At 65.3% G+C, this 20812-nt stretch carries 20 protein-coding genes; 1 reads left to right on the plus strand and 19 read right to left on the minus strand.

Annotated elements, in window-relative coordinates:
• Positions 1–8: 8 nt before the first annotated feature.
• The 19 genes from ACQRA4_RS00700 to hisH form a co-directional block, all read right to left on the minus strand.
• Entirely contained in the window at positions 9–1001 is a 993-nt protein-coding gene (locus ACQRA4_RS00700) for a glycosyltransferase family 2 protein (protein ID WP_427821153.1), read from the minus strand.
• Between the two features lie 22 nt (positions 1002–1023).
• Positions 1024–2031, minus strand: coding sequence for a glycosyltransferase family 10 domain-containing protein (locus tag ACQRA4_RS00705; protein ID WP_427821154.1), 1008 nt, complete (start codon positions 2029–2031; stop codon positions 1024–1026).
• A 205-nt stretch (positions 2032–2236) separates the two neighbouring features.
• Positions 2237–3274, minus strand: a complete 1038-nt coding sequence (locus tag ACQRA4_RS00710; protein ID WP_427821155.1) for an FAD:protein FMN transferase — start codon at positions 3272–3274, stop codon at positions 2237–2239.
• A gap of 11 nt (positions 3275–3285) precedes the next feature.
• Positions 3286–4185: an RnfABCDGE type electron transport complex subunit B gene (rnfB, locus tag ACQRA4_RS00715; protein WP_427821311.1), complete on the minus strand. Its 900-nt coding sequence runs from the start codon at positions 4183–4185 to the stop codon at positions 3286–3288.
• Positions 4186–4309: 124 nt separating this feature from the next.
• Positions 4310–4885 carry an electron transport complex protein RnfA gene (locus ACQRA4_RS00720; protein ID WP_427821156.1) on the minus strand — a complete coding sequence of 192 codons (576 nt, stop codon included), beginning with the start codon at positions 4883–4885 and terminating at the stop codon, positions 4310–4312.
• Positions 4886–4913: 28 nt separating this feature from the next.
• Positions 4914–5585, minus strand: a complete 672-nt coding sequence (rsxE, locus tag ACQRA4_RS00725) for an electron transport complex subunit RsxE (RefSeq protein ID WP_427821157.1) — start codon at positions 5583–5585, stop codon at positions 4914–4916.
• Between the two features lie 87 nt (positions 5586–5672).
• On the minus strand, positions 5673–6248 hold the full coding sequence (gene rnfG / locus ACQRA4_RS00730; RefSeq protein ID WP_427821158.1) for an RnfABCDGE type electron transport complex subunit G: 576 nt from the start codon (positions 6246–6248) through the stop codon (positions 5673–5675).
• A 2-nt stretch (positions 6249–6250) separates the two neighbouring features.
• Positions 6251–7207 (minus strand): RnfABCDGE type electron transport complex subunit D, encoded by a 957-nt coding sequence (locus ACQRA4_RS00735; RefSeq protein WP_427821159.1) that lies wholly within the window; start codon positions 7205–7207, stop codon positions 6251–6253.
• A complete protein-coding gene (locus tag ACQRA4_RS00740) occupies positions 7204–8433 on the minus strand; it encodes an electron transporter RnfC (protein WP_427821160.1) in 1230 nt (409 codons plus the stop codon). The genes ACQRA4_RS00735 and ACQRA4_RS00740 overlap by 4 nt, the downstream gene beginning before the upstream one ends.
• A gap of 7 nt (positions 8434–8440) precedes the next feature.
• The gene (locus tag ACQRA4_RS00745) at positions 8441–9241 is read right to left on the minus strand and encodes a cytochrome c3 family protein (RefSeq protein ID WP_427821161.1); all 801 of its coding nucleotides are present in this window, start codon (positions 9239–9241) and stop codon (positions 8441–8443) included.
• A 597-nt stretch (positions 9242–9838) separates the two neighbouring features.
• A complete protein-coding gene (locus ACQRA4_RS00750; RefSeq protein WP_427821162.1) occupies positions 9839–11212 on the minus strand; it encodes an alanine/glycine:cation symporter family protein in 1374 nt (457 codons plus the stop codon).
• A gap of 293 nt (positions 11213–11505) precedes the next feature.
• Positions 11506–12261 (minus strand): hypothetical protein, encoded by a 756-nt coding sequence (locus ACQRA4_RS00755; protein WP_427821163.1) that lies wholly within the window; start codon positions 12259–12261, stop codon positions 11506–11508.
• On the minus strand, positions 12258–14438 hold the full coding sequence (locus tag ACQRA4_RS00760) for a L,D-transpeptidase Cds6 family protein (RefSeq protein ID WP_427821164.1): 2181 nt from the start codon (positions 14436–14438) through the stop codon (positions 12258–12260). The genes ACQRA4_RS00755 and ACQRA4_RS00760 overlap by 4 nt, the downstream gene beginning before the upstream one ends.
• The gene (pyrE, locus tag ACQRA4_RS00765) at positions 14422–14979 is read right to left on the minus strand and encodes an orotate phosphoribosyltransferase (RefSeq protein ID WP_427821165.1); all 558 of its coding nucleotides are present in this window, start codon (positions 14977–14979) and stop codon (positions 14422–14424) included. Before pyrE ends, ACQRA4_RS00760 begins: the two co-directional genes overlap by 17 nt.
• A 16-nt stretch (positions 14980–14995) precedes the next feature.
• Positions 14996–16306 carry an adenylosuccinate lyase gene (purB, locus tag ACQRA4_RS00770; protein ID WP_427821166.1) on the minus strand — a complete coding sequence of 437 codons (1311 nt, stop codon included), beginning with the start codon at positions 16304–16306 and terminating at the stop codon, positions 14996–14998.
• Positions 16307–16344: 38 nt separating this feature from the next.
• Complete coding sequence (locus tag ACQRA4_RS00775) at positions 16345–16698, minus strand: FmdB family zinc ribbon protein (RefSeq protein ID WP_427821167.1); 354 nt, start codon at positions 16696–16698, stop codon at positions 16345–16347.
• A 686-nt stretch (positions 16699–17384) separates the two neighbouring features.
• Positions 17385–18263 (minus strand): PP-loop family protein, encoded by an 879-nt coding sequence (locus tag ACQRA4_RS00780; RefSeq protein ID WP_427821168.1) that lies wholly within the window; start codon positions 18261–18263, stop codon positions 17385–17387.
• Positions 18257–19036, minus strand: a complete 780-nt coding sequence (hisF, locus tag ACQRA4_RS00785) for an imidazole glycerol phosphate synthase subunit HisF (RefSeq protein ID WP_427821169.1) — start codon at positions 19034–19036, stop codon at positions 18257–18259. Before hisF ends, ACQRA4_RS00780 begins: the two co-directional genes overlap by 7 nt.
• Positions 19026–19667, minus strand: a complete 642-nt coding sequence (hisH, locus tag ACQRA4_RS00790) for an imidazole glycerol phosphate synthase subunit HisH (RefSeq protein WP_427821170.1) — start codon at positions 19665–19667, stop codon at positions 19026–19028. The genes hisF and hisH overlap by 11 nt, the downstream gene beginning before the upstream one ends.
• Positions 19668–19892: 225 nt before the next feature.
• Here hisH and ACQRA4_RS00795 point away from each other — a divergent pair, with 225 nt between their 5' ends.
• Positions 19893–20792: a sulfite exporter TauE/SafE family protein gene (locus ACQRA4_RS00795; RefSeq protein ID WP_427821171.1), complete on the plus strand. Its 900-nt coding sequence runs from the start codon at positions 19893–19895 to the stop codon at positions 20790–20792.
• Positions 20793–20812: the final 20 nt, after the last annotated feature.

A 20812-nucleotide genomic window follows, 5' to 3' on the forward strand; every position in this document is an offset into this window, starting at 1 on the left:
GGCTTTTTTCATGGCCGCCGTCCGCCGCCCCTGCCCTGATCTTTCGCAAGCCCGGCCATGTCCAGTGCGCGAAAAACAGCGGCCGCCTCTTCCCTGTCCGGCGTCAGGGACAGAATTTTGCCCGCAAAAAAGAGAATATAGCGTTGAAAGGCGGGTTCCGCCCCGAAAGTTTCGCTGTAGCCGCGCCAGAGCCTGTCCAGCCAGCGCAGCAGGGCGGGCGCGCCGTGGCGGGCGCAATGCGCTTTCAGCGGGGCATAGATCAGGCCCGCGTGCAGGGCGGCCTCAGCTGATCCGGCCTCTGCCCCGCCTCTTTGGGGGAAGGACAGGCCCAGGAGGGGAAAAACATGCCCCAGCAGGGCCCGCACATGCCATTGCGGCGCAAAGGGGCGGCGAAAATAGCGGTAGCGCAGCAGCACTTCCGGCAGATTGGCGGCGCGCCGCCGCGCCCCCAGCAGCATATCCGCCCAGAAGGCGAAATCTTCGGCCCGCTCCAGGGCCAGGTCAAAGCGCAGGCCGTGGGCGCGCAGAACCTCCAGCCGCAGCATGCTGCACCCGTTGACCACGGCCGCGCCAAAAACCGTGGCCGCCCGAACCTCTTCCGGCGTGGCGGGAAAGCGCTCCAGCGCCTCGGACTGGTGAAAGTATTGCAGCCAGCCGCCGCACACATCCACATCAGGATGGGCCTCCAGAAAAGCCGCCTGCTTTTCCAGACGCCGGGGCATGGCGATGTCGTCGGCGTCCATCCAGGCCAGATACGCGCCGCGCGCCTCTTCCAGAGCCGCATTGCGCGCCGCCGCCCTGCCCTGGTTGCTTCCCAGCCGGATCAGGCGGATGCGCCTGTCCGCATAGGTTTCAACGCGGCGGGCCGTGTCGTCGGTGGAGCCGTCGTCCACCACCAGCAGTTCAAAATCCCGGCAGGTCTGCCCCAGAATGGAATCCACCGCCTCGCTGATATACGGGGCGGCATTGTGCGCGGGCATGGCGACGGTGATTCTGGGCATGGGGCGGCTCCCGGCGCGGCGTTCAGCGCCGCGCCCGCGCGTACAGGGCGGCAACGGCCTTGCGGTCCGTGCCGTACAGCGTTTCGGCCCCCTCAAGCATGGCCGGGCGCAGCATGCCGGGCGAGGCCCGGTCGATCAGCGCCGTCAGGCGGGCAAAAACATTGGCATGCCGCAAACACCAGGCGCGGCAGCGGGCCAGCGCCTCCCGCCGCTCTTCCCAGAGGTTGTCGCGCAGACAGCGCGCAATGCGCTCCATATTGCCCGCCTCGTCCTCCGGGTCAAGCGCCAGAAAACCGTCCGCCGCGCCCCCTGTGGCCTCGCAGACCGCGGCCAGATTGGGCGCGCCCAGATACAGGGGCAAGGCCCAGCCAATCCAGGCGTCGGACAGCTTTTCCGTCCAGAAGTTGTCGAGATAATTGTTTTCCAGCACAAGATGGTATTTGTACGGGGCTATGGCTTCAGCCTTGTCGGCCACGGGCCGGAATCCCCGCCCGAAAACATCCAGCTCATCCCCCAGCAATTCCTTCAGTCGCCGCACAAAACGGATGCGGCGGCGCTGCGCCTCTGTGGCCGTCTTGTCAGAGCAGATGACCGAAAGCTTTTTGCTCTTGCGCGGCACAGGCAGATTTTCGATGTCGCCGAGGCGGGTGAGCGTGGGGGAAACAGGGGCCCCGCCGCCCGTGACGACCCCGTACTGCCAGTTCAGACAGGGATTTTCCAGACGCAGCGCGCGGGCGTCCACGCCGCGGAAAGGATAAGGGGAAATGACCGTGCCGAACTGCTCCAGATAAGAGCGCGGATAGCGCTTGATTTCCGGCGGCTCGGTGACAAAGAGCACGCGCCGTTCACGCGGCGCGCGGGTGCGCGCGCCGGGCGGCGGCTCGTCGAAAACCGCCAGCCAGCGGGCGCGGCAGTCCTTGTCTTCCAGAACAAAGCGCGTCCCTTCCCCCGGCCCCATGCCGCCGCAACCGTCGCTGGTCTGGCGCAGCCAGGGCCAGGCCGCGTGTATCGTGCAGAAAAAGCAATGCATGCGCTCACTTCTTATCTCAGGAACGGCCGGTCGGCAAATGCGGCGCAGAAGGCTTCGGGCGGCGCGGCGCGCCCGCAGGCCATGAAACGAGCCCGCGTCATGCCCCGACTCGTTGACTGAGCGCGGGAAATAAATCGCCCCTCTTCACGTCTGGCGGGCGCTCTTGCTTCGCAAGCCCACGGGCAACGCCCTGAATCAGCGCTTCCTATACCCTTTGCCCCTGCCAGCGCCCGGATGCGCGCAGCAACCCGTCCCGCCGCAAGAGGCAGCAGGCGCAGCCGGGCAGGCTGTCAGCCAGGGCCAGGGCCTCGCGCGGGGGCATGACCGACAGCGCCGTGGCCAGCGCGTCGGCCATGAGCCCGTCGGGCGCCGTCACGGTCACGCTGGCCAGGGCCGGGCTTTGACCGGTGGCGGGGCTGACCAGATGGGTATGCCTTTGCGCGGCGTCATAAAATATTTCATAGCCGCCGGACGTGGCGATGGCCCCGCCCGTGGTCAGCGCCAGCGCCTGGGGATAGCGGCCCCGCTTCCGCGGGTCTTCCACGGCCACGCGCCAGGGCGCGCCCGGCGCCTTGCGGCCGCGCGCCACCATGTCGCCCCCGGCGTTAACCAGATGATTCGGGCAGCCGGCGGCAATCAGCTCGCGCGACATGCACTCGGCAATGTGCCCCTTGGCAATGCCGTCCAGAGTCAGGGCCATGCCGGAACGCGCGAAGCGCAGGCGGCCGCCGCCGACCTCCAGATGTTCCGCCCCCACCAGCTCCAGGGCCTCGCGCAATTCGTTCCCGGCCAGATGCGGGCTTTCACCCGCATTACGGCGCTCTTCCAAAAGACGCAGCAGGGGCAGCACGGTCACGTCAAAGGCACCGCCGGTCAGGCGGCTAATGCGCCGGGCGGCTTCCAGCATGGCCGTCAGCTCCGGCGGAACGTCCGCCAGATGCCCGCCCGCATTCAGCATGCCCACCGGCGAAGCCGCATCAAAACGGGTAAATATGTCCGCCAGGGCGCGGCCACGGGCAAAGGCGCGCTCCAGAGCGGCTTCGGCCCTCTCCGCGTCAGAGCCGGCCACGCTGACAGTCACCACGACGCCCATGAACAGGCGCGTCTGCTGCCGCACTGCCGGCCTTGCGGCCGCCCTGGCGAGGGGCGGCAGAACAGGCGTCAGAAGGGGGGAAGCGCCCAGAAAGCCGCCGCACAGCAAGGCGGCGCGCAGGAAATGACGACGGCTGTGATTCAACGGCATGCTGTCTCCTCTCAGGCTTGGGATTGGGGACGGGAGGGCTCCCGCCCGGCGGGCGCGGGCGGCGTCGCCGCCTCCTGCGCGGGCGCGTCGGGCCGGGGCGCGGCGCCTTTTCGGGTGGAACGCAAAATATGCCGGGGGCAGCCGCTCACGCAGACTTCTTCGCAAGAGGGGCCATAAGAGAGACACAGAAGCTGGTCAATGACAATACGGTTATCCTCCAGGCGCACGGCCTTGGCCGGGCAGGTCTTGACGCACTTGCCGCATTTGATGCAGCCCACGTCGCAAACATCCATGACCGCGCGCAGCTTGTCTCTGGTGTTGCAGCAGACCGCCACGCGGCCGCGCTGCGGCGTCAGCTCCAGTATGCCGCGCGGGCAGGCGGCCACACATGCGCCGCAGCCCGTGCATTTGCCGCGATCCACGCGCGCCAGGCCGTCGCGCACCTCCATGGCCCCGAAGGGGCAGGCCTGCACGCAGTCGCCAAAGCCCAGGCAGGAATACACGCAGACATCCGTACCCCCGCGCATCAGAGCCGCCGCCGCGCAGGAGGGCATGCCCTGATACTGATAGCGCGGCGCCACCTTGCCGGCCAGTTTGTCGCAGCGCCGCAAGGCGTAGAGGGGTTCGGCCTCGGCCACGGTCTTGCCGGTGAGCTCGCCCACGGCAATGCTGGTGGCGGCGCCCCCGGCGCAACATCTGTTGGCCGGAACCGAGGGATCATTGACCACCGCCGTGGCGTAGCCCTCGCAGCCCGCAAAACCGCATCCGCCGCAGTTGGCCCCCGGCAGGGCCTCCACCACGGCTTCCACCCTGGGATCCTCCTTGACATAAAAGACGCGCGAGGCCACGGCCAGGATGATTGAGGCCGTGAGCCCCAGGGCGAACAGGGTCAGAATGGAGACAAAGACCATAACGGCAACCTCGGCTGACGTGACAATGATGCGATGCGCCTCTTGCCAGCGGATATGACTTTTTTTCACTTCGCAATGCCGTCCGCGCGACGCCTGACGCCGCCGGAACGCGAAGCGCCCCCTCTCACTGGCCCATGCCCTTGAAGCCCATGAAGGCCAGCGACATCAGCCCCGCCATGACCAGGGCAATGGGCGTGCCCGCCATGGACTTGGGCAGGCGGCAGGTGTCCAGCCGCTCGCGGATGCCGGCCATGAGCAGCAGGGCCAGGGTGAAGCCCAGGCCGTAGGCCACGCCCCAGGCTATGGATTCCAGCAGGCCGAAGCCCTCGCGCTGCACCAGGATGGCCACGCCCATAACCGCGCAGTTGGTGGTGATCAGCGGCAAAAAGATGCCCAGAGCCGCGTATAGCGGCGGCACGGCCTTTTTCAGAAACATTTCGACGAACTGCACCAGGGCGGCGATGACCACAATGAAGACAATGGTCTGCAAGTAGCCGAGATTATAGGGGTCCAGCACATAGCGCTGCATCAGCCAGGTGCAGCAGGTGGACACGATGATGACAAAAATCACGGCCCCGCCCATGCCCAGGGCCACGCTTTTTTCCTTGGAACAGCCCAGATAGGGGCAGTTGCCCAGGTACTGCGCCAACACAATATTGTTGACGAAAATGGCGGAGATAAAGATCGCGAAAATTTCCATGCGCCCCTCCTTTCACACGCCCGTGGGGCTAAGCCTCGCGGTTCATATGGCAGGTCTGGCATGCGCCGCAGCCCTGGGTCAGGGGTTGAAGGTCGCGGCCCTTGCGCCGCGCCTGCCAGACGTTGATCAGATTCATGCCCGCCAGAATCAGCCCCAGACAGATGAAGGCCCCCGGCGCCTGCACCATGATGCGCAACGGCTCAAAGCCCTCCCACATGACGGCATGGCCGAACCATGTGCCGTTGCCCCAGATTTCACGCAGCGAGCCCAGAAAGGTCAGGGACAGCGTGAAGCCCAGGCCCATGCCCAGGCCGTCGGCCACCGAGGCGGCCACGCCGTTTTTGGCGGCAAAAGCCTCGGCCCGGCCCAGAATGATGCAGTTGACCACAATGAGCGGCACAAAAATGCCCAGTCGCTGATACAGCGGATAGGCGTAGGCCTGCATGAGCAGCTCCACGGCCACCACCAGCGAGGCCGCGATGACGATGAAACAGGCGATGCGCACTTTTTTGGGAATAATGCCGCGTACCATGGAAATCAGCATATTGGAGAGCGTCAGCACGAAAATGACCGCCAGGCCCATGCCCAGACCGTTGTCCGCCGAGTTGGTCACGGCCAGGGTGGGGCAAAGCCCCAGTACCAGACGGAAAGGCGGCAGCTCTTTCCAGAGCCCCTTGGTGAATTCCCGCATGACAGTCATGCCTGCCTCCTTGCAACAGAATCAGCGCGCCGCGCCGCGCTCTCGCCCGGCCCGGGAGAGCGTTTGGCGCTTCGCGGGCCGCGGCCCCTATTCAGACCAGGCCCTGAGAATTTCCGGCTTGATCCGGCTGTAGACCTGAGCCGCCTTGTTCACGGCCTCCACCACGCCGCCGGAGGAAATACTGGCTCCGGAAACGGCGTCAATGCCGCCGCCCTGCGCCGTGAGCGCCACAGGAGCGCGCGCGCCGCTGAACTGGCTGGCAAAGGCCGGTTCCGTCACGCGCATGCCCAGGCCCGGCGTTTCCTTGAGCGTGGTGACGCCAATGCCTTCCAGGCTGTCGTTATCCACATTAAAGCCCACCATAACCCCAATGTCGCCGCCGTAGCCCTTGCCCCGCTCTTCCAGCGCCACGCCCGCCAGCCTGCCGTCGCGCAGGGCCGGAAAAACCGTGACCGCGCCATGTTCCAGCGCAAAGCTGCGGCGATCCGCGATGGGCGAATTCCGCGCATGGGCAAAAACCCGCGCCAGCGCCGGGCCCTGCACATATGTGAGCACCTGTTCCTCAATGCGCGGGGCCGTGACCATTTTGAGATACGACAGAACAAAACCCGACAGACCGCAAAGCGCCGACAGCACCACCACCATTCGCAACATGCCGATCATGACTAGCGCGCTCCAAAAGGCTTGGGACGGATCAGGTCCAGAAGGGGGGTCAGCAGATTGAGCAGCAGAATGGCGAAGGGGGCGCCGTCCGCATAGACCCCGTATTTACGGATGACAAAGGTCAGCGCGCCGCCCAGCAGCCCGTAAATGAACATGGGCAGCGGCCGGGACGGGGCGTTGGCCGCTTCCGTGGCCAGAAAGAAGCCGCCCAGCATCACCGAACCCGTACAGAGATGAAAAAAGGGCGAGGCGTTCAGGGCCGGGTTCAGCATGTGGCACAGGGCCGCCGGGCCGGCCACGCCCAAAAAAAAGCCCAGCGCAATCTGCCAGCGGATGACGCCAAAGGCCGCCAGCAAAGAGCCCCCCAGAAAAAGCGCCCCCACCTGGCCCGCGCCCAGCCCGCCGATTTGCCTGCCCAGCAGCAAATCCGTGAAGGGCACGGCGTCAGCCGCGGCCACGCCGAAATACTTGAGCCGGCTCAGGGGGTCGATATAATCCGTGGCCAGTTGCATGGCGTTGGCGTCCATGAGCAGGGGAAAGGAGACAAAAAGCACGGCCCAGCCCACCAGAGGGGTATTCACCGGGTTGGCCCCCAGCCCGCCGAAGGCCATCTTGCCCAGGCTCATGGCGATGCCCGCCCCCAGCATGACCAGCCACCAGGGCGCGGCCGCGGGCAGCAGAAACGAGAGCAGCAGGCCGGAATTGACCGCCGTGAAATCATCCACCGAGAGTTCGCGCCCCATGACTTTCTGGCAGAGAGCCTCGACAAGCACGGTGGTGACCACGCACAGGGCCATAACCCGCGCGGCGGGCAGGCCCCAGTTCCAGACTGCCATGCCGACCGCCGGCATAAGGCCGGCCAGCATGTGCAGGCTGACCTGACGGATGGTGCGCCCGCAGTGCCAGTAGGGCGGGGCGCTCATGGCCAGAAGCACGGACGAGGCGGTCGCGGACATCATGCGCCTCCCTGTTCGGCGGCGGCCGCGTCGGCCTGCGCCAGTTTATGCTTGGACAGTCGAATGTATTGCAGCACGGGCCGCCGGGCGATGCATACATAACCGCACAGGCCGCACTCAAGACAGCATTCGATATGCTCGGCGCGGTTGCGCTCGTGCAGGGCAAATTCGGCATTGCGGCTGAGAAAGCTGGGGCTCAGACGGGCCGGACAGATCAGCGCGCAGGCCCCGCAGTTGATGCAGGGACTGTGCCCCTGCATGGGCGGAATGGAACCCGCCTCCACCACAAAGACGCCGGTGGAGCCCTTGGTCACGCTGCGATCCAGCCTGTCGAGGCTTTCACCGCGCAAGGGGCCGCCGCGCACCAGGGTATCGCCGTCTTTCAGCTCAATATTGGCAAAGTGCAGCAGCTCGCCGATGGTGCTGCCCTCTTTGACGATGTAATTTCCCGAGTGCTCAAAACTGCCGATGGTCAGCACTGTTTCGATAAGCGGCAGGCCGGTGCGCGCCACCCGGCCCAGGCTCCAGACATTGTGCAGCCCGACGACGCCCACGCCCTCAGGATGTTCCTTGCCCGTGACGGCCTTGACCACCAGCGCGTTGACGCTGGCCGGGTACTGGGAGGGCACGTGAACCACCTCCATGTCATGGTGGTGCAGGCGCATTTCCTTGGGCACGGCCAGCAGAATCCTTTCGGCCGGGGAGAGACGGCGCAGAACTTGCAGACCGGCCTTGAGATTGTCCAGATGGGTGAGCAGCATGGGCTCGGCCCAGGTCACGCCGGGGTCAGGGTTCAGGCCGTTGATGATGAGCGTCTTGCAGTCCTGCCCCAGAGAGCGGGTGTTCAGCCCCAGCCCCTTGAGAATCCTGCCCAGTTCCGCCCCGCGCTCGGGCAGAGCCAGCAGGTTCACTTTGTTCTTTTCCACAATTTCCGCGGCCTGACGCTGCTCTTCATTGGGCTCCACGGCTTCCACAAAAATGCTGCGCTCGTTGATTTCGGCAATGCGGCCGAAGATGGGCGAAAAGGCGTCGCCCTTGAACGGTGAGGGATGCGACGCCAGACGCATGCGCGGGTAAACCAGGGTTTTTTTCGTCACCCCTTCCGCCAGTTTGAAACCCTCGCGGTTCAGGCGCACCAGCCGCGGCTCCGGCCCGGTGCTGAAACGCTGCGTCACCCCGTACAGCAGATGAAAACGGGGGTCGTTCAACATCTGAAATACTTCTTTCATCCCCGCCTCACTTGCTGGTATGGCACTGCGCGCACTGTTCCCTGGCGTAGGGGCCCTTCTTCAGCTTTTCATGGCAGCCCATGCACAGTTTGTGGTAGGCGTCCATGCGGCCGGGAATAAGCTTTTCCGCGGGCAGGCCATGACAGACGGCGCAATTGGTGAATATGGGATTGAGCCTGACCAGGCCCTCGCCGGGCAGGATGTCGCGCACGGTCGTCTGGCTGTGGCAACGGGCGCAGCCCCTGGCCCCGGCCGCGAACATTTCCTCGTGGCAGGTCACGCAACGGGCGTGCGCGGCGTCAGCCAGACCGGGCGGCGCGCCTTCTTCGACCTTCTTGCCCGTGGGCGCGCCGGAGTCGTGGCAGTCCGCGCAATTTTGCGGCTCAGGCTCAACCCCGGCATCTTTGTGGTGGCATTCGCGGCAGTCCACCCCCAGTTCTTCCTGATGCCTCGCATGCCCCCACTTGCGAGCCGCAAGCTCATGGTGATGGCAGGTGGCGCAGGCGGCGTTATCGTTAAAGGCCGCCACATGCGTCTTTTTGAAGGCCGCGTCAAAGAGCGCGCCGTGGCAGGATGCGCAGCGCTGCACATGCCCGCGCCTGACAGGACTTTCATGGTGGCATTGCTCACAGGGTATCTTTTGGCTGAGGGCGTGCCGCGCATGCTGAAAGACCACCGGGCCGCCGGCGTTGTCCAGCAGGACACGCCGGGGCGCGTCCTCGCGCGGCGCGGGCAGCATGTACCCCGCCGCTGCCGCCACCGCCAGAACGACCGTCAACAACGTTATGGGAAAGTAACGCTTTTGCAAGGCCGCACCCCTTCTTCAATGACTCCGTTTTTTCGCGGAATCGCTTTCTGCCGCTTTTCGCCGGCTGGCCGTCATGGGAACGTCGCTCACGCCGCGTGTGCCATAGTTGTCTGATTGCGGCGGCGACCATACGTCGATAGAGCTATTACGACGCCATAACAGCATCAATATGAAACGGCGCTCTTTCTGATGCCATAGCAAAATTTTTCCCTTTTGTGAAGGCATGTTGCAAAAAATCATGCTGTCATATTTTTCACGAACACGGCTTTATACATAAAAGTCCGCGCCGCTCGCCGCCTCACAGACTGTTTATATGCACAATGAATTGCAAAAAAAGATGCGGCGGCCATGACACGGCCCGCCGCTTTATGGAAAAACGCGCTCCTGTCCGCCCGACTTCCGGGGGGCGGCGGCCCCGCCGGCGCTTCACCCCGCGTTTCGCCTGAAGCCGTTCCGGTGCCCAGACATGCGCGGGGCCTCCTTTCCCACCGGAAAAGAGGCCCCGCCGGAGACTCATGCCTTTTTCAAAGCGATTCGCCCTGCGAAGTCAACCCGTGACGAGCCGCGCCGCCGAAAACGGCAACATGCCGTCACCCCCTACAGAACAAAACGCGGATCCTTTCTGACCTCCTCGCGCACAATCCTGAACAGCGTGGGGCTGAGCAGCAGAATGCCGATGATGTTGGGGAAGGCCATCAGGGCGTTGCCGATGTCCGCCAGCAGCCAGACCAGATCCAGGGCCAGAACGGCGCCCAGGGCCACCACGCAGACATAGATGATGCGGAAGGGCTTCTGGGCCTTGTCGCCGAAAAGATAGATGACGCAACGTTCGCCGTAGACGCACCAGCCCAGGGAGGTGGTAAAGGCGAAGAGCGTGAGGCAGAAGGTCACGCCGTATTCGCCGAAGCCGGGCAGATTGTGCTGGAAGGCCGAGGCGGTGAGCAGGCCGCCGCTCATGCCGGAGCTCCAGAGGGGCTGGCCGGCGGGATCCAGGGAAACAAGAATCACAAAGCCGGTCATGCTGCACACGATGATGGTGTCAATGAAAACGTCCAGCATGCCGATGGAAGCCTGCACCAGCGGCGATTCGGCGGTGGAGGCGGCGTGGGCCATGGGCGCGGAGCCGAGGCCCGCTTCATTGGAAAAAACGCCGCGGGCCATGCCCATGCGAATGGCCATCATCACCGAAGCGCCGGCAAAGCCGCCCTGCGCCGCCGTGGGCGTGAACGCGTCGGAAACCACCCACCAGAAGACGGCGGGCACCCGGTCGATATGCATGCAGATGATGATCAGGCACATGATGACATACAGCGCGGCCATGAAGGGCACCAGCTTGCCGGCCACGGCGCCCACGCGCCTGACGCCGCCCACCAGCACGATGCCCGCCAGGAACAGCAGGCCCAGGGCCGTAACCCAGCCCGGCACGCTGCACGCCTTGGTCAGATTCACGCTGATGGCGTTGGCCTGAACCATGGCCCCGATGCCGAAGCAGGCTATCATGCCGAACAGGGCGAAGGCCGTGGCCAGCCATGTCCAGTTTTTGCCCAGGCCGTTCTTGATGAAGTACATGGCCCCGCCCACCCAGTTGCCGGCGGGAGTTTTTTCACGAAAATGCACGGAAAGCAGCACTTCGGAAAATTTGGTCATCATGCCCACCAGGGCGGTCATCCACATCCAGAACAGCGCGCCCGGTCCGCCCAGGGCGATGGCCGTGGCCACGCCCACGATGTTGCCGGTGCCTATGTCCGCCGCCAGAGCGGTCATCAGGGCATTCCAGGGAGATACCTCGCCATGCTCGGACTGGTGCTTGCGCCCCTGCCACAAACAGCGGTAGGCCCGGCTCCAGTTACGGAAGGAGAAAAAACGCAGCCCGATGGTCAGGTACAGGCCCGTGCCCACCAGCATGACCAGCATGATCGGGCCCCATACCACGTTGCTGACCGCTTGCAGAAAATCATACACCGCTTGCATTGGCATCTCCGCTTGTTCAAAATTGCAGCGCCGATCCGGGAACCGGCGGCGTTCCCGCCGGGAACGCCCGCATCATGAATGTGTGGACTCTTTTGTCAGGCTACACTGTAAAAAAGAAATATGGCAAGCCGTTTTTGGAGCATGCGCAAGCGGCGGCTGTTGCCGCGGGCATTGTGAAAAACGCGCCAGCCGTGGATAAAGGCGTGAGCCTGAAAAACGGTTCCCGGGCTCATCCGGCGCGGGCGTCCGTTCTCGCGGCGGAAAGCCCGTGTCCTGTTCAAAGACAAGCGGCTCTACCGCTCCACGGCGAAAATATTGCGATATGTTACGTTTTGATCCTGACTTTTGACTTCCAGGATGATCTGGGCGTTGACCAGGCTCAGATGCTCGGGCAGCCGGGCCACCATGACCGCGCGCTTGAAGCGGCTGATGCGAAAATCGCCCACATCGTCCGGGTCAAAGGCAAGCTGGCGCTTCCGACCGTCGGCCGTTACCAGAACGGCCTGCACCGTGCCTGACGCCAGTTTCTGGTGGTCGGTGTTGCGCAGATCCAGGGCGATGCGCAGTTTGCCGCCGCGCAGCGCGCGGGCCTGCACATTGCCCACCTTCACATAGCCCGTATCAATGGCCGGAAACTCCTCATGGCCGGGGCCCTCGCCCATAGGCGTCGCGCCTTCGGGGGCCGAAGCCGCGGCGGCCGCATCGCCGGCGGCGGGAGGGAGGGCGGCCTGTTCGGCGCTGGCCAGCTTGCGGAGCACCAGTTCCCGCCCCTGAACCGCATCCTCGCGGAGCAGTTCTTCCAGATTTTCCAGGCGCTCGGCTGTGGCCTGGGCCGTCTGATAGTCGCTTTCAAAACGCAGCACGTTTTCGCGCAAGGTCGCGTTTTCACGCCGGAGCTGCCATGTCTGCCAGCCGAGCAGGGCGCAGATCAGAGGCAGACAGGCGAAAAAGGCCACGAGCAGAAAAAAGCGCCCGCGACGTACACGAAAACTGCGTCGCGGGCCGTTATCCCGCATGAGAATAATGCAGAGGCGCTCCTGATATCTCAAGGCATGGCCCCCCGCGCGCTGTCGCCTCCCCCCGCGGGCTGCGCCGCCTGAGCCGCCCAGTCCTCACGCTGAATGCGCCAGTTTTTGCCGTCGAAACGCAGCAGAAGCGTCTTGACGCCCCGGTCGCTGTGGCCCGCGCTGTCCGCATAGACCTGATTCATGTCCGCGCGGATGCCGCGCTTGTCCATAACCAGGCGAAGACCGGAAAGCTGCACCAGCGTGGGTCTGGTCCGCGCCCAGAGGCTTTCCTTCTGGCGGCGTATGTTTCTGGCCCCCCAGCGGCCCTGCTGCACGGCGTCGGCGGCGTAAAAAGCCATGTACTCGTCCAGGCGGCCCCCTTCCCAGGCTCTGCGCCAGGCTTCCAGCTCCGCGCTCACGGCGTTGCTGACCTCCTCCAGATAGTGGGCGGCCAAGCCCAGCTCGGCGGGTCTGAATTCCGCCCCCACAACGCGGAAGTCGCCATTCTCGTCTCTGCGCCACCAGAGGGCGCGCACGCCCTGTTCCGCGCCGTCGGGCATGACCACGAGCTGTTCGCAACGGCTCACAGCCAGCGGACCCTGAATTTCCAGAGAAGGCGCGCGGCTGATCAGCGTCAGCCAGGGGGCGCGGAAATGCCGCTCCAGTTCGCGTTGCGCGCTGTTATAGGAGGGGCCGCGCGGCACGCCGGGCAGGCGATTGTATTTCTCTCTGTCGCACAGGGCGGCGACATCCGCCAGGGAACGCGCGGCAAAGGCGCTGTTCCAGCCTTGCACGGCCTGTTCCAGGGCGGCGCGCGTTTCTGGCGTCAGGGACAGGCCTTCAGGCCGCGCCGCACTCCGCCCGGGAGCTTCCGGGGCCTCCGGCGCGGCGGACGGCGCGAGGGGGGGCGCGGCCATGGCGGGCGGCGTCTCTGGAAGCGGCGACGGGCTTTCCTCACGGTCAGCGTCCATGGTCGGCCCGCTGCCCCAGTTGATTTCCGCCGGCGGCGGCGCGGGCGTCCTGCGGGGCACCAGGGGGTCGCTGATGGCCAGCAGCTTTTCGGCCTGGGCCACAGCCGCCGGCACAGCGGGAATGGCGGAGGCCGCCTTTTCGCCCGGCGCTTCGGGCATGTCCAGACGCGGCGGCAGGGGCGCTTCGGTCGAAACATTCGTGGCTGTGGGCAAAGCGGCCGCCACCAGACGCCCTTTCTGAAAATCGACGCGCATGCCCACATCGCGCGGCGTCCATTCCATGCCCACAATGCGGAATTTCTTGTCCCTGCCGCGCTGCCAGTACAGACGACGCACGCCCTCAGTGGAAAGATTGGACGCGGTATAGAACTGCTCGGCCCAGGTCACCCAGTAGCCCGGCCCCTCCAGGGCATGAATTTCGCGGTTGTAAATCTTGATGAAGCCGAGCGATTTGAACAGGCGTTCCTTGTTCTGGCGGAAAGCCGCGAAACTTTCAGTGGCCTTGGAATAGGACTCAGGATCGTAATAGTCGAACATTCTGTGCGAGCGCGCGGCCCAGGCGCTGCTCCAGGCGTGCATCAGGCGACGCAGCTCGCGCGCCGTGCCGTTGTCCGGCAGGGGGGCCTTGCTTTCATCCAGCCGCTCGGCCAGCACCACCGCCGTGCCGGGCGTGAGTCGCGGCCCCACCATGTCTATTTCTTTCAGCCCGATGGCCACGCAGCCGCGGGTGGGCACCAGACCGAAACCCTTGCTGTGAATCCAGATGCCGTGCCCGGTCTTGCCGCGCAGCCGGTCCACGGGGTTGGGATAGTTGAGAGTATAGGCGATGCCGCCGTATTCTTTGAAATCCAGGCCGCTGGCGATTTTGTATTCCACAAAATAAATGCCCTCGGGCGTGCGCAGATCGTTGAGCTCCTGCTTGTCGCCCGCCAGCTGGCCCGTGACGCAGGGGAAGGAGTACTTGAGCTTGAGAGGACTTTTTTTCTCGAAAAAGAGAAAGGTCTGGCGGTTTTTATCCACAGCCACCAGATGGGAGGGCAGACCCTCGTCGTACAGGTTGGCCCGCCAGTTCTCGGCCCGGACGGGAGAGACCGGGGCGCATATGACGGCGACAGCCAGAAGCAGGGCCAGCCCCGCCGAAAGGCCGCCCGCGGACGCGCCGAAAGACGCCGCAACGGCGGCGCGCAAGAGACGCCGCAACCTCGGCGCGCAAAAGACGCCGGTTCCGGCCTCAGCGGGCCAGTTCAACCAGCTCCTTGCGGGTGAAAAGCGCCAGCAGGTCGTACCCCGCTTCACGCAGCTTTTCACGTCCCCCCTCCTCCCTGTCCAGAATGGCGCAGACAGCGGCAATGGACAAACCCGCCGCGCGCACTCTGTCGCAGGCCTTGAGCAGCGAACCGCCGGTGGTCACCACATCCTCCAGCATGGCGACGGAGTCGCCCGCGCTGAAATTGCCGAGCCCTTCCACAAACTGTCCGGTGCCGTGGCCCTTGGCCTCCTTGCGCACCAGCAGGCCGTGCAGCGGCCGCCCCTGCTCGTGTGAAATGACCGTGACGGCCGAAACCAGCGGATCGGCGCCCATGGTCATGCCGCCCACGCCCCTGATGGACAGCTCTTTCAGCATATGATTGAACAGCGTGCCGATGAGCCATGCCCCTTCGGCGTGCAGGGCCGTGACCCTGCAATCAAAATAGTAGTCGCTCCTGCGGCCGGAAGCCAGCACAAAATCCCCCTCCCGGTAGGATTTTTCCACCAGCAGGCGGGCCAGACGACGCTTGAGTTCCAGCATGGCGCTTGCTCCAGGCTCAGTTTTCCGCCGCGTCGGCGCTGAACACGCGCGCGAAAATGGCATCTTCGTATTGCAGATAGTAGGCGGGATCAAACAGTTCCGCCAGAGCCGTCTCGCCCAGGCGGGCGCGCATGTCCGCGTCTTCCCGCACCAGATCGGGGAAGGGGCGGCGCGATTCCCAGCTTTGCATGGCCAGACGCTGCACCGCCTCATAGGCCTGCTGGCGGGGCAAACCGGCGGCAATGAGGCTGGTGAGCACACGCTGTGAAAAATACAGGCCGAAAGAACGCTCCATGTTTTCGCGCATGCGCTCGGGCTTGACCACCAGACCTTGCAGCAGGCGGGCCAGGCGGGTCAGCGCATAGTCGGCCAGAATGGTGGAATCGGGCATGATTACCCGCTCCACCGAAGAGTGGCTGATGTCGCGCTCATGCCAGAGGGCCTGGTTTTCCAGGGCGGCCAGGGCGTTGGAGCGCAGCAGGCGCGCAAGCCCGCTCATGTTTTCGGCGGAAATGGGGTTCTTTTTATGCGGCATGGCCGAAGAGCCCTTCTGCCCCCTGGCGAAGCCCTCTTCCACCTCCAGCACCTCCGTGCGCTGGAGGTGGCGCAGCTCCACGCAGAGTCGATCCACGCCGCCGGCCATGACGGCCAGAGAGGTGAAGAAATGGGCGTAACGGTCGCGCTGGATGATCTGGGTGGAGTGCGGATCCACCTTGAGGCCCAGACGGTCGAGCGCCTTGCGCTCCAGCTCGGGCGAAAGAAAGGCGTAAGTGCCCACCGCGCCGGAAATCTTGCCCACGCGCACGCTTTCCAGCCCGGCTTCCACCCGCTTGAGATGACGCGCAAACTCCGCGTGAAAACCGGCCATCTTCAGGCCGAAGCTGGTGGGCTCGGCGTGGATGCCGTGGGTGCGGCCCATGCAGAGCACGCCCTTGTGGCGGCGGGCCAGGTCTTCCAGGGTTTGCAGCAGGGCGCGCAGATCCTCGAGAATCAGCTCCCCGGCCTGAACCAGCAACAGGGCGTTGGCCGTGTCCACAATGTCTGAAGAGGTGCAGCCCAGATGGATAAAGCGGGCCTCAGGCCCCACCTTTTCCTCCAGCGACGTCAGAAAGGCGATGACGTCGTGGCGCGTGGTCTCCTCTATATTCAGGATGCGCTCCACGTCAATGACCGCCTTGTCGCGGATGGTCTTCACGGCCTCGGCCGGAATGCGGCCCAGTTCGGCCCAGGCCTCGCACACGGCCACTTCCACCGCGAGCCAGGCCCGATAACGGTTTTCCAGGGTCCATATCCGACCCATTTCCGGCCGGGTGTAGCGTTCGATCATGACTTCCTCGCGGGCGTATGACGACTGTTGACGACTGCCTATGACGCCGCCGGGGCGCTTTTGGCCCTGGCGGCCCTGGACGGCGGCGCGGCTTTGGCCGCCGTCTGCTCCGCCGGCGCGGGAGCGGCCTTGGGAGCTTCCGCCGCGCCGGTCTTGTCTTCTCCGGCGGGGGCGGAAGAGGCCGGGGCGCCGTCCTCGCTGATGCCCTTGCGGTAGCCGTAATCGCTTACATACCAGCCGCCGCCCTTGAGCACGAAGGACGTCTGCGAAATGATCCGGGACGAAGGCGTGCCGCAATGGGGGCAGGGCTCCTGCCCGTGCGCTTCCGACGCCTTGACCCATTCCTCAAACACACGCTGACACTTGGGGCATTGGTATTCGTAAATAGGCATGATAACGCCAGCATCAGACCGTCCCGCGCCGGCGGAACAGCCCATATTGATAAAGTGCGCGTCCTTTCGGGCCGGACGCAAAGGCTCACGGCGCGCGCCGTGCGGATATGCGGCCTTCAGATACGGCATTTCCGCCGCGCGTCAAGGGGCCGCCCCGCCAGCGCATGCCCGGACGCGGCACAAACCGGAAAAGCCGCGCGTCTCCACTTAACGCATGTTGCAATTTGAAAATATCCGCCAGCCAGACCCCATGTCCTGACCCGCTGCTTTCGCGCCTTTATCAAGGCGCAACGCCGCAAGCGCATTACGCCTGCTCCGATGTGGCGGCGGCGTCTCGCCCCGCCCGCCTCCCGGAAGCATCGCACGCGCGAAATGCTCTCGCGGGCGGAACGGCGCGAATGCGAAAGCCGGATTCAGACCCCAGCAAAACACCCGCGAGAAACCGGTTTTTCTGCCGACAAGACCAGCGCCGGCCGAAGCCGGACATGCCGCAAGGCCGCGAAAGGCCGCTTTGCGACAGGCGGATCAGTGGGGCCGGACTAGGCCTTGGCGGCCTTGGCTTCGCGCACGCGCTGCTTCAGGCGCTCGGCGCGGCGTTGACGGCGGCGATCCAGTTCTTTTTTCCGTTCAATTTTTTTATGTGCCATGACGCTCCTCCAGCGATCATATATTTTAAGAGCGCAATGTTAAACCCTTTTTGCCATGAAGTCCAGCCCCGGCTCGTTGCCAGAGCGCGCGGCGCACTGCGGCGCGTCAAAAAAGCCGCTGATGTCGTCCGCCCGGCGGATGTCGCAGGGCGCGAACCCATGCGCGGCCAGAAGCGCTTCAACCCGAGGCCGCAATGCCTCGGGCAGGCGCGTGACCTGAAGCAGCGGCGCGGGTCTGAGCCGCAGGCGAAAGTCCCCCAGCGCGGGCCAGCCATCCTCCGGCGCGGGCAGCCGCGCCAGGGCGGCCTCGGCCCGCGCCAGCCGCGCCAGCAGGGCCGCGTCGGGCGAAAGGCCGTAGGCCAGACGGGTCAGCAGACAGGGGCGGGCCTGCTGTTCCGGCCTGTCCAGCCCTGTGGCCGCGGCCAGCGCGCGGATGGCGGGCTTGCCCAGCCCGGCTTCAGCCAGGGGGGAACGCACCCGCGCTTCGGCCAGCGCCCGCAGGCCGGGCCGGAATGCGCGCAGGTCATCGGCATTGCTGCCGTCACAGAGCAGGCGGTCGCGGCTTTCACCCGCGCGCCGCTCCCGCAGAAGCGCGCGCAGGGCGGCAATCAGCTCTTTTTTGCAGCCGTGGCAACGTTCGCGGCTGTTGCGGGCCACTTCCGGCAGAGCCAGCGGATCAAAATCCAGCATCAGCAGCGGCAGACCGACGTCACGGGCCCATTGCGCGGCCTGCGCGCTTTCCTCCGGCGGGATGTGCGGCCCGCGCGCGTGCAGGGCCAGCACATCGCAACCGCAGAGCCGGGCCGCGTGGCAGAGAAAGCGGCTGTCCAGACCGCCGGAAAGGGCCACGGCCAGCGGCGGCAAGGCGCGCAACACCCTGACGAAATCTTCAGGCAGGGCCGCCGGGCCGCCTACCACGTCAGCCTGACCTTGGCCCCGTGCGCGGCCATGTACTCCTTGCACTGGCGGATGCTGTACGCACCGTAATGCACGATGGAGGCGATGAGCGCCGCCGACGCGCCGCCGGCGCTGACCGCCTCGTGCATGTGCCGGGGTTCGCCCGCGCCGCCCGAGGCGATGACAGGAATGGACACGGCGTCGGCGATGGCGCGAGTCAGCCTGAGTTCATAGCCGTCTCTGGTGCCATCGGCGTCAATGGAATTGACGCAGAGCTCGCCCGCGCCCAAAGCCTGGCAACGCCGCGCCCAGGCCAGCGCGTCCAGGCCCATGCGCGTGCGCCCGCCGTGAATCACTATCTCGTAGCCGGAGGGGATGGCTTCGCTCACGGGCGCGGCCAGCACATCCATGCCCACCACAATGGCCTGTGAACCGAAGGCGTCCGCGCCGTCACTGATAATGCGGGGGTTTTTCACCGCCGCCGAGTTGACCGAGACCTTCTCCGCCCCGGCCAGCAGCACGGCGCGCATGTCCGCCACAGTGGAAATGCCGCCGCCCACGCAGAAGGGGATGAAAATCTGCTCGGCCACCCGCTCCACCACATCCAGAAAGATGCCGCGCGCCTCGACCGAGGCCGTGATGTCGTAAAAGACGATCTCATCAGCCCCTTCTTCATAATAGCGGCGGGCGCTGGTCACGGGATCGCCGATATCCTCATTGCCCGCGAATTTCACGCCCTTGGTCAGCCGCCCGTTGCGCACATCCAGACAGGGAATCACCCGTTTACTGAGCATGGCGCGCCTCCCGGCAGTAATCGTAAAAATTGCGCAGCAGGGCCAGACCGGGGCGTCCGCTCTTTTCTGGATGGAACTGGGCGGCCCACAATCCTTCGCGCCCGTAGAGGGAGCAGAACTCCCGCCCGTAGACCGTGGTGGCCAGCACAAGGGCGGGATCCGGCTCCACATAATACCCGTGCACAAAATAAAATTCCGCCGTGGGCTCCACACCCTTCAGCAGACAGCAGGGCGCAACGGCGCGCAGGCTGTTCCAGCCCATGTGCGGCACGGGCGCGGGACTGCCGTCCTCCTGCCGCAGATTGTCCTCAAAACGGCGGCAGACGCCGGGAACCAGCCCCAGGGTGGGCGTGTCGTTTTCTTCGCTGCGCTCCAGCAGAATCTGGCAGCCCAGGCAGATGCCCAGCAGGGGCTGCCCCACGTCCACGGCGCGGCGCAGGGCCGCCGCCTGCCCGGCCTCGCCCAGAGCGCGCATGGCCTGACCGGCTGCGCCCACACCGGGAAAAATAATGCCCTGCGCGCTTTCCAGCAGGGCCGGATCCGCCGTGACGGCACAGGGAATGCCCATATGCTCCAGCGCGCGGCGCACGCTCGTCTGGTTGCCCGCCTTGTAATCCAGAATGGCCAGCATGTATGTTCCTTGGTTGCGGTGCGGCCCGCGCCGGGGCGGGCCTTGCGCGCCGAATATAGCTGTTTCGGCCCCGGCAGGCAATGCGCGCAGGCGGGGCATATGCCGCCGGCTCTGTCAGGGATGACAGGACCAGTAATCACGTTTACAGTAGAACCCGTGACTGTACGACGCGTATTTCCCGGCCTCCACCGGCCATGATCACCCCCAGCCACACGAGAGGCGGCCATGTATTTTCCCACCGCAGGCATTGAGTGCTCTCCCCTTGTTCCCTTTGCCGTGGCTTTGGGCGTTTCCTTTTTCACCTCCATGGGCGGGGTTTCCGGCGCGTTTCTGCTCCTGCCCTTTCAGATGAGCGTGCTGGGCTACACCAACCCCAGCGTCAGCGCCACCAACCAGTTTTTTAACGTGCTGGCCTGCCCCGCCGGGGTCTGGCGCTACTGGCGCGAAGGCCGTCTGCTCTGGCCGCTGACCCTGGTGGTGGCCCTGGGCACGCTGCCCGGCGTGTTCGCGGGTACGCTGATCCGCATCAACCTGCTGCCCGACCCGCGCCACTTCAAAATTTTCGCCGGGCTGGTGCTGCTGTATGTGGCGCTCAGAATGCTGCGCGATCTCACCCGCCGGCGGCAGGCGAAGGCCCCCGCCACAATGCCCCGACAGGAGAGATGGCGCGGCGGCGCGTGCCGGGTGCTGTCCTGGAACAGCCGCCTGCTGGTCTTCTGCTTTCAGGAGCAGGAATACCGCATTGCCTGTCGGGGCATCGCGCTGCTCAGCCTGGTGGTGGGTCTGGTGGGCGGCGTGTACGGCATTGGCGGCGGGGCCATCATGGCCCCCTTTCTGGTTTCCTTTTTCGGCCTGCCGGTGCATGCCGTGGCCGGGGCCTCGCTTTTCGCAACCCTGCTGACCTCCGTGGCCGGAGTCGTTTTTTACAGTCTGCTGGCCCCCCTGTATTCCGGGCTGGCCGTGGCTCCGGACTGGCGGCTGGGGCTTCTGCTGGGCCTGGGCGGCATGCTCGGCATGTATCTGGGCGCGCGCTGCCAGAAGCATGTGCCGGGCACGGTGCTGAAATACGCGCTGGCGGGCATTTTGCTCTTTACAGCGGCACGCTATCTGGGCCAAGCTTTCTGAGCCGCGCGGCGTCACCGCCG

Source organism: Desulfovibrio sp. SGI.169 (assembly GCF_050313595.1).
GTDB lineage: Bacteria > Desulfobacterota > Desulfovibrionia > Desulfovibrionales > Desulfovibrionaceae > Desulfovibrio.

Coding starts and splice junctions, on each gene's coding strand:
- ACQRA4_RS00700 (WP_427821153.1), bottom strand. CDS start 1,001: ATGCCCAGAATCACCGTCGCCATGCCCGCGCACAATGCCGCCCCGTAT.
- ACQRA4_RS00705 (WP_427821154.1), bottom strand. CDS start 2,031: ATGCATTGCTTTTTCTGCACGATACACGCGGCCTGGCCCTGGCTGCGC.
- ACQRA4_RS00710 (WP_427821155.1), bottom strand. CDS start 3,274: ATGCCGTTGAATCACAGCCGTCGTCATTTCCTGCGCGCCGCCTTGCTG.
- rnfB (WP_427821311.1), bottom strand. CDS start 4,185: ATGGTCTTTGTCTCCATTCTGACCCTGTTCGCCCTGGGGCTCACGGCC.
- ACQRA4_RS00720 (WP_427821156.1), bottom strand. CDS start 4,885: ATGGAAATTTTCGCGATCTTTATCTCCGCCATTTTCGTCAACAATATT.
- rsxE (WP_427821157.1), bottom strand. CDS start 5,585: ATGACTGTCATGCGGGAATTCACCAAGGGGCTCTGGAAAGAGCTGCCG.
- rnfG (WP_427821158.1), bottom strand. CDS start 6,248: ATGATCGGCATGTTGCGAATGGTGGTGGTGCTGTCGGCGCTTTGCGGT.
- ACQRA4_RS00735 (WP_427821159.1), bottom strand. CDS start 7,207: ATGATGTCCGCGACCGCCTCGTCCGTGCTTCTGGCCATGAGCGCCCCG.
- ACQRA4_RS00740 (WP_427821160.1), bottom strand. CDS start 8,433: ATGAAAGAAGTATTTCAGATGTTGAACGACCCCCGTTTTCATCTGCTG.
- ACQRA4_RS00750 (WP_427821162.1), bottom strand. CDS start 11,212: ATGCAAGCGGTGTATGATTTTCTGCAAGCGGTCAGCAACGTGGTATGG.
- pyrE (WP_427821165.1), bottom strand. CDS start 14,979: ATGCTGGAACTCAAGCGTCGTCTGGCCCGCCTGCTGGTGGAAAAATCC.
- purB (WP_427821166.1), bottom strand. CDS start 16,306: ATGATCGAACGCTACACCCGGCCGGAAATGGGTCGGATATGGACCCTG.
- ACQRA4_RS00775 (WP_427821167.1), bottom strand. CDS start 16,698: ATGCCTATTTACGAATACCAATGCCCCAAGTGTCAGCGTGTGTTTGAG.
- hisF (WP_427821169.1), bottom strand. CDS start 19,036: ATGCTCAGTAAACGGGTGATTCCCTGTCTGGATGTGCGCAACGGGCGG.
- hisH (WP_427821170.1), bottom strand. CDS start 19,667: ATGCTGGCCATTCTGGATTACAAGGCGGGCAACCAGACGAGCGTGCGC.
- ACQRA4_RS00795 (WP_427821171.1), top strand. CDS start 19,893: ATGTATTTTCCCACCGCAGGCATTGAGTGCTCTCCCCTTGTTCCCTTT.